The following is a 12530-nucleotide window of genomic DNA, read 5'->3' as shown; positions in this document are numbered from 1 at the left end:
ATGCTGTTGAGTGGAGTGAAAGGAATGGCTAATCATGTCGCAAGATATCCACGCTCATAAGATTCTTATTCTTGATTTCGGTTCTCAGTACACCCAGCTAATTGCACGTCGCGTACGTGAGATTGGCGTGTATTGTGAAGTTCGTGCTTTTGATATGGAAGATCAAGAGGTTATTGATTTCAACCCTAAAGGCATCATCCTTGCTGGTGGGCCTGAATCTGTGCCGGAGCCAGGTTCGCCTCGTGCTCCAGAAGTCGTCTTTACTTTGGGCGTGCCAGTCTTCGGTATTTGTTACGGCATGCAAACCATGGCGGAACAGTTAGGCGGTAAGGTTCAAGGATCTGAGGTTCGTGAATTTGGCTACGCGCAAATTCGTAAACACGATGGCCCTGCGCTGTTTGAAAACATCGAAGATCACATCGCGAACAATGGCGTGGCTTTGTTGGACGTGTGGATGAGCCATGGTGATAAAGTCATTACCATGCCTGAAGATTTCGTATTAATGGCCTCCACAGACAGCTGTCCAATCGCGGCGATGGCGAACGAAGCGAAAAAGTTCTACGGTGTGCAATTTCACCCAGAAGTGACTCATACTCTTCAGGGTGGCCGTATTCTGTCTCGCTTCATCGTTGACATTTGTGGCTGTGATACTTTGTGGACACCGGCCAATATTGCTCAAGATGCGATTGCTCGCATGCAAGAGCAAGTGGGCGACAAGAAAGTGCTACTGGCTTTGTCGGGCGGTGTGGATTCGTCTGTTGTGGCGGCTCTGTTGCACAAAGCCATTGGCGATCAACTGACGTGTGTGTTCGTTGATAACGGTTTACTTCGTTTGAACGAAGGCGACCAAGTGATGAAAATGTTTGCCGATAACATGGGTGTAAAAGTCATCCGTGTGGATGCGGAAGATCTGTTCCTTGGCAAGCTACTGGGTGAAAGTGACCCTGAGAAAAAGCGTAAGATCATCGGCAATACTTTTATTGAGATTTTTGATGAAGAGTCGTCGAAACTGGACAACATTGAATTCTTGGCGCAAGGCACGATTTACCCTGACGTGATCGAGTCAGCGGCGTCTAAAACGGGTAAAGCGCACGTGATTAAATCGCACCACAATGTGGGTGGTTTACCAGACGATATGAAAATGGAGTTGGTTGAGCCACTTCGTGAATTGTTCAAAGATGAAGTGCGTAAATTGGGCCTAGAGCTTGGTCTTCCTTACGACATGGTGTATCGCCATCCGTTCCCTGGGCCTGGTCTTGGCGTGCGCATCTTGGGTGAAGTGAAAAAAGACTACGCCGACATTCTTCGTCGTGCGGATGCGATCTTCATCGAAGAGTTGCGTCGCTCTGGTTGGTACGACAAAACTAGCCAAGCGTTCACGGTATTTTTGCCTGTGAAGTCAGTGGGTGTTGTGGGCGACGGTCGTCGCTATGAATACGTGGTTGCGCTTCGTGCAGTGGAAACCATCGACTTCATGACAGCGCGCTGGGCGCACCTTCCATACGAATTATTGGAAACCGTATCGGGTCGCATCATCAACGAAATCGAACACATTTCCCGCGTGACTTACGATGTATCGTCTAAGCCACCGGCCACTATTGAGTGGGAATGATCCGACGTTAGGTCTATTCTGATTAGTCAGTCCACTAAAAAACCCGCCGAGTGCGGGTTTTTTGTTGAATTCTACAAATAGTCCTTAAGAATGATAAAGTGATCTCTCAGGCCGTGATGCTTGTTGCTCTTTAAGTGTTCAAAAAACGATCTGTTTCTTTGCATAAGGTAGTTATCAAAGTTATTATTTATTATTAACTTCGATAATTACTTTATGTTGGTGAAAAAATGGACCCAATCGATAACCCTTATACTCCGGGTGCAGGCACTCAGCCTCATGAATTAGCTGGCAGAGATGAGCTTAGAAACAACTTGAAGATTACTATTGCTAGGGTTATGCGGGCTAAGCCTGTGAAAAGCATGCTTATGGTTGGTTTGAGGGGCGTTGGAAAAACTGTTTTGCTTGAACAGATGCGTCAGGATGTTGAGGCAATGGGCGTTCATACTATTTATATTGAGGCGCCAGAGAACCGCTCACTTCCTTCCCTTCTTAGTCCTCAATTACGGCTAGGGTTGCTCAGGCTTAGTCGCCTTGAAAAATCAAAAGAAGCGGCCATTCGCGCTTTAAAAGCGCTTGCGGGGTTTGCCAAGTCGCTCAAAGTTACTTTTGGTGATATCGAAGTTGGATTTGACCAAGAACCTGAGGCTGGGCTTGCTGATAATGGTGATTTAGAAGCCGATTTGACGGCACTCATGGTAGAAGTTGGTCATACTGCTAAAGCGGGTGAAACGGCTATCGTAATGTTCATTGACGAGCTTCAATATGTCCGCTCAGAACAGTTTGCCGCCTTAATTACTGCGCTTCATCGATGTGCTCAATTAAAGCTACCTGTTGTATTGGTTGGTGCAGGCTTGCCGCAGCTAAGAGGTTTAGCTGGGAACTCAAAATCCTATGCAGAGCGACTGTTTAACTACCCTGAGGTGGGGGCGCTTGGTGAGGAAGCCGTTAAAGAGGCGATTATAAATCCTGCTAAGGATGAAGGTGTGGAGTTTGACGACGAAGCGGTCGATGAAATTATTCATAAAACGCAAGGGTACCCTTATTTTATTCAGGAGTGGGGAAGCCATACATGGGATTTAGCCGAAAAGAGCCCAATTACTAAAGGCGATGTGGTTAATTCCACCGACCTTACGATTGCCAAGCTTGATGAGAGTTTTTTTAGAGTGCGATTCGATAGGTTAACGCCCAAGGAAAAGACCTACCTTAATGAAATGGCCAAACTTGGGGCTGGGCCGCATCGTTCAGGCGATATTGCGGATTCGATGAAGAAGAAAGTTTCTGATGTCGCCCCAGTCCGAAATAGCTTAATTAAGAAAGGCATGATCTGGGCGCCTAATCATGGTGATACCGCTTTTACTGTACCGCTATTTGATGAGTTTATGCTGCGTATTATGGAAGAGTAGGAAATAGGCATAGGCGTCTTTTACTTTGCATTAGCTAAGCCACAAAAAACGCATTTTTAATGCTCTTTTGTGGCTGATGGCTTCGTTATTGGGTTGTGACTGGGTGTTTTTGCTTTGGCAATCTCAAAGAAATCAATGTGGTGACAATGAGAAACGCAAAGGACACCCAAAGGCAGGCTGAGAATCCCCAGATCTGAAATACCCAGCCAGACAATACCGTGCCGATCAAGCGCCCCATGGCGTTGGCCATGTAGTAAAAGCCCACATCCAGAGAAACACCGTCGTCTTTCGCATAGCTGACGATTAAATATGAGTGCAAGGACGAGTTAACCGCGAACACAGCGCCAAATACCATTAATCCAGCAATAATGACGGTTTCCGGATACCAAGCCTGTTGGATTGCATAGGCGATTACGCCAGTTACAAGCGCCAATATGAACGCCCACAGTAAGGCGGCGGTGCCATCCGGTGCTGAGCCCGACGTTAGCTTTGTGATATTCGGTGCAACAATTTGCACTAGCCCATAAGCAATCACCCACAGGGCGAGAAAACCGCCCACCGCACTGTGATTCCAATCAAAGACCGACCCCAAATAAATAGGTAGGGCGATCACAAACCAGACATCGCGCGCGCCGAATAAAAACATGCGGGCGGCCGATAAAATATTAACGCGGCCCGACTTGGAGAATATCTCGGAAAACTTGGGTTTGTTTTTCGCTTTGCCTAGGTCCGCTTTTAAGCCGATAACGCTGCCGATAAAAACAAAAACCAGCATAATCGCCATGGCGAGTACGGCGTACTGGAAGCCAATCAAAGAGAGCAAAACGCCACCCAAAAAGAACCCAGCGCCTTTCAATGTATTTTTAGAGCCAGTAAGAATCGCAATCCATTTATACAAAGCACCTTGAGCATCCGCGGGTACTAGGGTTTTTATGGCGCTTTTGGCGCTCATTTTATTCAAATCCTTGGCGATGCCCGATAAAGCTTGCGCCGCCATGACCCAAGGGATAGTCAACCACGCGGCTGGGAAGGCGAGCATCAGCAGTGCGATAATCTGCATGGCCAGCCCTACGTTCATGGTGCGGTTCAAACCAAGTCGAGCGCCTATCCAGCCACCGACGAGATTCGTCACCACACCGAAGAATTCGTAGAACAAAAACAACATGGCTATTTCTAACGTGGAATAGCCTAAATCATGAAAATACAAAATAACCATCATGCGCAGTGCGCCATCGGTCACAGTGAAATTCCAATAATTAAAAGTGACCAGCATGTACTGGCGCACGTTTTGATTTAGCTGAGAAAACATAGTGACTCTCTTTTTGGTCTTCTTAAACCAGACCGACTTTGCGAACAAGCTCGGCGGTACGTGTTGCATACCCCATCTCGTTATCGTACCAAGCGTAGATTTTTACCATACGAGGGCCGATTAACATGGTGGATTGCGCATCAACGATCGAGGAGCGCTGGTCGCCTTTGTAATCGATAGACACCAGTGGGCGATCTTCAAACCCAAGAATGCCTTTTAATTCACCTTCAGAGGCGTCTTTTAATAGGGCGTTTACTTCATCTACAGTGGTGTCGCGTTTTACGTCAAAGACGATGTCTGTTAAAGACGCATTTGCTAGGGGAACACGTACGGCATGGCCGTTAATCTTGCCCGCTAGGTCAGGGAAAATCTCGATAATGGCGGTGGCAGAGCCTGTGGTGGTTGGGATTAAGCTCATACCGCAAGCGCGAGCACGACGAAGGTCTTTATGGGGCGCATCCAAAATAGTTTGCGTATTCGTCAGGTTATGAATGGTCGTGAAAGACGATTGCTCGATGCCCAGTTTTTCGTGGATGACTTTGACAACGGGAGCGATGCAGTTGGTCGTGCAGGACGCCGCGGTAACAATACGGTGCTGCACAGGGTCAAAAATATGATCATTGACCCCCATCACTATGTTAGCAACCCCTGTTTCTTTTACTGGCGCAGACACCACAACGCGTTTTACGCCTTGAGCGAGGTATTTATTCAATGCGTCGGTATTCTTATGTTTGCCGGTGGCTTCAATCACTACATCACAAGCAGACCAGTCAACGGCATCGATGTCTTTTTCTTGGGTAGTGCAAATGCTTTGTCCTGCGATCACAATATTGTGACCGTTTGTGGTGACAGGGTGGCTCCAGCGACCTTGTACAGAGTCAAATTCTAGTAAATGAGCGAGTGTTGCTGCATCGCCTGCAACATCATTAATGTGAACAAACTCGATTTCAGACCAGTCAAATGAGGCGCGAAGTGCTAAACGACCGATGCGACCAAAACCGTTAATGCCTACTTTAATTGTCATGTGTATTTTCCTTTAAATGCAACATTGTGGACGGGTGCTCATCTCAAATAAGCGTTTAATGTCTTCTTGGTATTCTTCTTTTAAGCAGTTAGATTCAACTAATCCGTTAATTTGCTTTCTCATCCAGCCCGGTAATTGATCAGATAAACGATAAAATACCCATTGGCCCTGACGGGTATTGACAATGACGCCGCTTGAGCGCAGCAGCGCCAGATGACGGGAGACTTTGGGCTGGCCTTCGTTTAGGGCGTGTGTGAGTTCGGCGACGCACACTTTCTCTTCCCGTGCGATGATCAATAAGCATCGCACCCGAGTTTCATCTGACAGTAATTTGAAAAATTGGTGGGGTAGCATTTTAAGTCCGCATATATGTATATCCATATATAATAGATTTGATTTTGACAATGTCAATACACTGTCGTCGAGTTAGAGAATGGATTCATCTAACCGGCAAAGCTTAATGTGTGTAACATTTGCCATAACTAATTCATTTAAAATAGACGTGAATTTTAGAATGAGGAGTGACGTTGAAATTTCCAACCAAACTATTAGAGGGGCGCTTGATTAAACGTTACAAACGTTTTTTAGCGGATATTGAGTTACCAACAGGCGAAGTGATTGTTGCTCATTGCCCTAATACAGGCTCAATGAAGCGCTGCCAGCAAGAAAGCGCAAGAGTGTGGGTATCGGAAAGCAATAATCCTAAACGAAAACTGGCTTATACTTGGGAGTTGGTGGAAGTGGATAAAGCGTATTTAGCCTGCATTAATACAGGGTATCCAAATAAGTTGGTGGGGGAGGCTATCGCGAATGGTGTGATTTCTGAATTAGCTGGCTATTCTGAGCAAAAAGCGGAAGTGAAATATGGTGAAAACAGTCGTATCGACTGGTTGCTCACTCATGAAAATGGCCGAAAGTGTTATGTAGAAGTGAAAAACGTTACTTTATTAGAGGAGGATGGCTTGGGTTATTTTCCTGATGCGGTAACGGAGCGCGGACGTAAACATTTGTATGAGTTGGCAAAAATGGTCGAGGAAGGGCATCGAGCTGTGATGCTTTTTTGTGTGAGTCATACCGGTATCGATTCTGTTACGCCAGCGTCACACATCGACCCAAAATACGCACAGGCATTTATTGAGGTGATTAAAAGGGGGGTAGAGGTCTTAGCTTATAATGTGGTGATCGACCAAAATGAGATGACAGTTTCGGCTCGTGTGCCTGTTTCAATGCCTGCATTCATGTGAATAATAGTCAAACGCCATCGAATTTGATTGTTTATTAAGCGATGTTGGTGTTGTTATGAATTTATTCAAATTAATCGCACTTTTCTTCAAAAAAGGGTTGCACTAAATCTGTAGATCCTTAATATACGCCCTCGCTGACACGGACAAGGCTTCAGAGCAACGAAGACCAAGTTCAACATACTAGATTAAGTTCTGGTTTCGTTATCAAGTCAGCACGCTCTTTAAAATAGATAATCAGATAATTTGTGTGGGCGCTCGCTGGAGGCTTCAGAAGATTGACATGGTTGCTTAGTTTACTAAGTGGTTGTGAGCGATCAAAAAAATTGAAGTCTTACGAGAGTCTACAAGCAATCGCTTTATGTTGGTTTGTTGTCTTAGGATGATGGACTGATTAAGTTAAATTGTTAGTGTAAAGATTTGAGTGAGCAAACTTTTAACTGAAGAGTTTGATCATGGCTCAGATTGAACGCTGGCGGCAGGCTTAACACATGCAAGTCGAGCGGAAACGAAGGTAGCTTGCTACCAGGCGTCGAGCGGCGGACGGGTGAGTAACGCGTAGGAATCTGCCTAGTAGAGGGGGACAACATGTGGAAACGCATGCTAATACCGCATACGCCCTGAGGGGGAAAGGAGGGGATCACTTGTGACCTTCCGCTATTAGATGAGCCTGCGTGAGATTAGCTAGTTGGTAGGGTAAAGGCCTACCAAGGCGACGATCTCTAACTGGTCTGAGAGGATGACCAGTCACACTGGGACTGAGACACGGCCCAGACTCCTACGGGAGGCAGCAGTGGGGAATATTGGACAATGGGCGCAAGCCTGATCCAGCCATGCCGCGTGTGTGAAGAAGGCCTTAGGGTTGTAAAGCACTTTCAGGGGTGAGGAAGGGTGAGTCGCTAATATCGACTTATCTTGACGTTAGCCCCAGAAGAAGCACCGGCTAACTCTGTGCCAGCAGCCGCGGTAATACAGAGGGTGCAAGCGTTAATCGGAATTACTGGGCGTAAAGCGCGCGTAGGTGGTTTGTTAAGTCTGATGTGAAATCCCAGGGCTCAACCTTGGAATGGCACCGGATACTGGCTAGCTAGAGTATGGTAGAGGGGTGTGGAATTTCCTGTGTAGCGGTGAAATGCGTAGATATAGGAAGGAACATCAGTGGCGAAGGCGACACCCTGGACTAATACTGACACTGAGGTGCGAAAGCGTGGGGAGCAAACAGGATTAGATACCCTGGTAGTCCACGCCGTAAACGATGTCTACTAGCCGTTGGGTTGTAATGACTTAGTGGCGCAGCTAACGCAATAAGTAGACCGCCTGGGGAGTACGGCCGCAAGGTTAAAACTCAAATGAATTGACGGGGGCCCGCACAAGCGGTGGAGCATGTGGTTTAATTCGACGCAACGCGAAGAACCTTACCTACTCTTGACATCCACAGAAGCCGAAAGAGATTTTGGTGTGCCTTCGGGAACTGTGAGACAGGTGCTGCATGGCTGTCGTCAGCTCGTGTTGTGAAATGTTGGGTTAAGTCCCGTAACGAGCGCAACCCTTATCCTTATTTGCCAGCACTTCGGGTGGGAACTTTAAGGAGACTGCCGGTGACAAACCGGAGGAAGGTGGGGACGACGTCAAGTCATCATGGCCCTTACGAGTAGGGCTACACACGTGCTACAATGGCGTATACAGAGGGCGGCGAGCTAGCGATAGTGAGCGAATCCCAGAAAGTACGTCGTAGTCCGGATTGGAGTCTGCAACTCGACTCCATGAAGTCGGAATCGCTAGTAATCGTGGATCAGAATGCCACGGTGAATACGTTCCCGGGCCTTGTACACACCGCCCGTCACACCATGGGAGTTGATTGCTCCAGAAGTAGCTAGCTTAACCCTTCGGGGATGGCGGTTACCACGGAGTGGTCAATGACTGGGGTGAAGTCGTAACAAGGTAGCCCTAGGGGAACCTGGGGCTGGATCACCTCCTTAAACGATAGAAACCTCTGGTGAGCGTTCACACAAATTATCTGATGTCTAATTTATGAGAAGCACAGAAAAGTATTTGGGTCTGTAGCTCAGTTGGTTAGAGCGCACCCCTGATAAGGGTGAGGTCGGCCGTTCAAATCGGCCCAGACCCACCAATTTCACAATGTATTGTCTACGTTGTGTTCTTGAATGCCAAATACGGTCAAGTAAATACATGGGGCTATAGCTCAGCTGGGAGAGCGCCTGCTTTGCACGCAGGAGGTCTGCGGTTCGATCCCGCATAGCTCCACCATTACTTACTTTATTCTGTGTGAAAAGATTTAGCTAGAGTCCTAAGCAAGACACTAACAAAAAAGAAAGCAAATTAAGATCATAACGTTCTTAATGTGTTTCTGGTTTTTAGTCTCTGACTTAGTGCTTTGCACTAAACTTGCTCTTTAACAATTCGAATTTTGAAATAACGATAAATCAAGCGTTAAACCGGTGGAAGCTCACTTTAACCTAGTGACTTCTATTATCGTAAATCCAGAGGGGTACAAAAGCCCTTTGGTATGTGATTCTAAAATACATAAGAACAAACCTTGTTTGATTTTATGAAAACTATTTTGGGTTATATGGTCAAGTGACCAAGCGTGCACGGTGGATGCCTTGGCAGTCAGAGGCGATGAAGGACGTGGTAATCTGCGAAAAGCTTGGGGGAGTCGATAAACAGACTGTGATCCCAAGATGTCCGAATGGGGAAACCCACTCTACTTGTAGAGTATCCCACAGTGAATACATAGCTGTGTGGAGGCGAACCCGGGGAACTGAAACATCTAAGTACCCGGAGGAAAAGAAATCAACCGAGATTCCCTAAGTAGCGGCGAGCGAAAGGGGATTAGCCCTTAAGTGGTTTTGGTGTTAGTAGAAGGCTCTGGAAAGAGTCGCCGTAGAGGGTGATAGCCCCGTATACGAAAACACCTTAATCATGAAAACGAGTAGGACGGGACACGTGTTATCCTGTCTGAATATGGGGGGACCATCCTCCAAGGCTAAATACTCCTGACTGACCGATAGTGAACCAGTACCGTGAGGGAAAGGCGAAAAGAACCCCTGTGAGGGGAGTGAAATAGATCCTGAAACCGTGTACGTACAAGCAGTGGGAGCGGACTTGTTCCGTGACTGCGTACCTTTTGTATAATGGGTCAACGACTTATTTTCAGTAGCAAGGTTAAGCATGTAGTGGAGCCGTAGGGAAACCGAGTCTTAATAGGGCGTTTAGTTGCTGGGAATAGACCCGAAACCGGGCGATCTATCCATGAGCAGGTTGAAGGTTGGGTAACACTAACTGGAGGACCGAACCCACATCCGTTGAAAAGGCTGGGGATGACTTGTGGATAGGAGTGAAAGGCTAATCAAGCTCGGAGATAGCTGGTTCTCCTCGAAAGCTATTTAGGTAGCGCCTCGTATCTCACCATTGGGGGTAGAGCACTGTTTGGGCTAGGGGGTCATCCCGACTTACCAACCCCATGCAAACTCCGAATACCAATGAGTGCAATTACGGGAGACACACAGCGGGTGCTAACGTCCGTTGTGGAAAGGGAAACAACCCAGACCGTCAGCTAAGGTCCCAAAGTTACAGTTAAGTGGGAAACGATGTGGGAAGGCTTAGACAGCTAGGAGGTTGGCTTAGAAGCAGCCATCCTTTAAAGAAAGCGTAATAGCTCACTAGTCGAGTCGGCCTGCGCGGAAGATATAACGGGGCTAAAACTGTACACCGAAGCTACGGATGCTTAATTGCTGTTTACAGTAATGGGCATGGTAGAGGAGCGTTCTGTAAGCCGTTGAAGGTCAAGCTGTAAGGCAGGCTGGAGGTATCAGAAGTGCGAATGTTGACATGAGTAACGATAAGGGGAGTGAAAAACTCCCCCGCCGGAAGACCAAGGTTTCCTGTCCCATGTTAATCAGGGCAGGGTGAGTCGGCCCCTAAGGCGAGGCAGAAATGCGTAGTCGATGGGAAACAGGTTAATATTCCTGTACTCGTGCATATTGCGATGGAGAGACGGAGAAGGCTAGGCCAGCACAGCGATGGTTGTCTGTGTTTAAGGCGGTAGGTTGGGTGCTTAGGCAAATCCGGGCACCCCCCTTTAGTGGGAAGACCGAGAACTGACGACGAGCCCTCTTTTGGGTGAAGTGGTTGATGCCATGCTTCCAGGAAAAACTTCTAAGCTTCAGATATGCAGGAACCGTACCCCAAACCGACACAGGTGGTCAGGTAGAGAATACCAAGGCGCTTGAGAGAACTCGGGTGAAGGAACTAGGCAAAATGGTACCGTAACTTCGGGAGAAGGTACGCCGGTTAGTGTGAAGGACTTGCTCCGTAAGCATTGATCGGTCGAAGATACCAGGTGGCTGCGACTGTTTATTAAAAACACAGCACTCTGCAAACACGAAAGTGGACGTATAGGGTGTGACGCCTGCCCGGTGCTTGAAGGTTAATTGATGGGGTTAGCGCAAGCGAAGCTCTTGATCGAAGCCCAAGTAAACGGCGGCCGTAACTATAACGGTCCTAAGGTAGCGAAATTCCTTGTCGGGTAAGTTCCGACCTGCACGAATGGCGTAACGATGGCCACACTGTCTCCACCCGAGACTCAGTGAAATTGAAATCGCAGTGAAGATGCTGTGTATCCGCGGCTAGACGGAAAGACCCCGTGAACCTTTACTATAGCTTCACAGTGAACTTTGAACCTACTTGTGTAGGATAGGTGGGAGGCTTTGAAGCGGTGACGCCAGTTACCGTGGAGCCACTCTTGAAATACCACCCTGGTATGTTTGAGGTTCTAACTCAGGTCCCTTATCGGGATCGAGGACACTGTGTGGTGGGTAGTTTGACTGGGGCGGTCTCCTCCCAAAGAGTAACGGAGGAGCACGAAGGTGTGCTCAGCATGGTCGGAAATCATGCATAGAGTGTAAAGGCAAAAGCACGCTTAACTGCGAGACAGACACGTCGAGCAGGTACGAAAGTAGGTCTTAGTGATCCGGTGGTTCTGTATGGAAGGGCCATCGCTCAACGGATAAAAGGTACTCCGGGGATAACAGGCTGATACCGCCCAAGAGTTCACATCGACGGCGGTGTTTGGCACCTCGATGTCGGCTCATCACATCCTGGGGCTGAAGCCGGTCCCAAGGGTATGGCTGTTCGCCATTTAAAGTGGTACGCGAGCTGGGTTTAGAACGTCGTGAGACAGTTCGGTCCCTATCTGCCGTGGACGTTTGAGATTTGAGAGGAGCTGCTCCTAGTACGAGAGGACCGGAGTGGACGAACCTCTGGTGTTCCGGTTGTCACGCCAGTGGCATTGCCGGGTAGCTATGTTCGGACGGGATAACCGCTGAAAGCATCTAAGCGGGAAGCCTCCCTTAAGATAAGATCTCACTGGGACCTAAGTCCCCTAAAGAGCCGTTCGAGACTAGGACGTTGATAGGTTGGGTGTGTAAGTGCTGTGAGGCATTGAGCTAACCAATACTAATTGCTCGTGAGGCTTGACCATATAACACCAAAGTGGTTTTAGATGAGAAGAGAGAAAAAACTCGAATCATCAGAATGAGACACACAGAATTACGATAAAGCATCAACTATGATGAACATCGGTTTAACCTTGATTACGTTATTTCAAAACAAGAATTGTTGAAGATCAAGCATCTTATTCGCGTGAAAACGCAAACAGAATTGCTTGACGATCATAGAGGCGTTGAACCACCTGATCCCATCCCGAACTCAGAAGTGAAAAGCGCCATCGCCGATGGTAGTGTGGGAGATCCCATGTGAGAGTAGGTCGTCGTCAAGCTTTAAACACTAAGAAGCCCTGATAGCTAACGCTGTCAGGGTTTTTTTATGCCTGAAATAAATCACATAGAAAAGACACGTCTTGCTCGATCCCTTGCTCGCGCCTGTCTCGTGCCTCGACGCGTCAGCGCAAAGTCTCAGA

6 protein-coding genes, 2 tRNA genes and 3 rRNA genes are annotated in these 12530 nt (G+C 47.7%); 8 read left to right on the top strand and 3 right to left on the bottom strand.

Annotated features, from left to right (window positions below; genetic code table 11):
• The first annotated feature begins 34 nt into the window (after positions 1-34).
• Both guaA and FXV75_RS14555 read left to right on the top strand, forming a co-directional pair.
• A complete protein-coding gene (gene guaA, locus FXV75_RS14560; protein ID WP_148834542.1) occupies positions 35-1612 on the top strand; it encodes a glutamine-hydrolyzing GMP synthase in 1578 nt (525 codons plus the stop codon).
• 227 nt (positions 1613-1839) lie between these two features.
• Positions 1840-3015, top strand: a complete 1176-nt coding sequence (locus FXV75_RS14555) for an AAA family ATPase (protein WP_148834541.1) — start codon at positions 1840-1842, stop codon at positions 3013-3015.
• 85 nt (positions 3016-3100) lie between these two features.
• Here the strand turns inward: FXV75_RS14555 and arsJ are convergent, their stop codons facing one another.
• The 3 genes from arsJ to FXV75_RS14540 are packed head-to-tail and all read right to left on the bottom strand — an operon-like array spanning position 3101 to position 5702.
• Positions 3101-4324: an organoarsenical effux MFS transporter ArsJ gene (gene arsJ / locus FXV75_RS14550; protein WP_148834540.1), complete on the bottom strand. Its 1224-nt coding sequence runs from the start codon at positions 4322-4324 to the stop codon at positions 3101-3103.
• 22 nt (positions 4325-4346) lie between these two features.
• Positions 4347-5348: an ArsJ-associated glyceraldehyde-3-phosphate dehydrogenase gene (locus tag FXV75_RS14545; protein ID WP_148834539.1), complete on the bottom strand. Its 1002-nt coding sequence runs from the start codon at positions 5346-5348 to the stop codon at positions 4347-4349.
• A gap of 12 nt (positions 5349-5360) precedes the next feature.
• Complete coding sequence (locus FXV75_RS14540; protein ID WP_148834538.1) at positions 5361-5702, bottom strand: metalloregulator ArsR/SmtB family transcription factor; 342 nt, start codon at positions 5700-5702, stop codon at positions 5361-5363.
• 173 nt (positions 5703-5875) lie between these two features.
• Here FXV75_RS14540 and sfsA point away from each other — a divergent pair, with 173 nt between their 5' ends.
• The 6 genes from sfsA to rrf all read left to right on the top strand — a co-directional run bounded on the left by sfsA (position 5876) and on the right by rrf (position 12389).
• Entirely contained in the window at positions 5876-6592 is a 717-nt protein-coding gene (sfsA, locus tag FXV75_RS14535; protein ID WP_148834537.1) for a DNA/RNA nuclease SfsA, read from the top strand.
• A gap of 434 nt (positions 6593-7026) precedes the next feature.
• Positions 7027-8568 (top strand): 16S ribosomal RNA (locus tag FXV75_RS14530).
• 75 nt (positions 8569-8643) lie between these two features.
• Positions 8644-8720, top strand: a tRNA-Ile gene (locus FXV75_RS14525).
• A gap of 61 nt (positions 8721-8781) precedes the next feature.
• Positions 8782-8857 (top strand) — tRNA-Ala (locus FXV75_RS14520).
• Positions 8858-9181: 324 nt separating this feature from the next.
• Positions 9182-12092, top strand: a 23S ribosomal RNA gene (locus FXV75_RS14515).
• Between the two features lie 182 nt (positions 12093-12274).
• Positions 12275-12389 (top strand): 5S ribosomal RNA (rrf, locus tag FXV75_RS14510).
• Together the 16S, 23S and 5S rRNA genes with 2 tRNA genes alongside form the textbook arrangement of a ribosomal RNA operon.
• Positions 12390-12530 lie beyond the last annotated feature (141 nt).

The organism is Marinomonas sp. IMCC 4694, assembly GCF_008122525.1.
Lineage (GTDB): Bacteria > Pseudomonadota > Gammaproteobacteria > Pseudomonadales > Marinomonadaceae > Marinomonas.
This window is presented reverse-complemented; position numbering and strand designations above follow the sequence as displayed.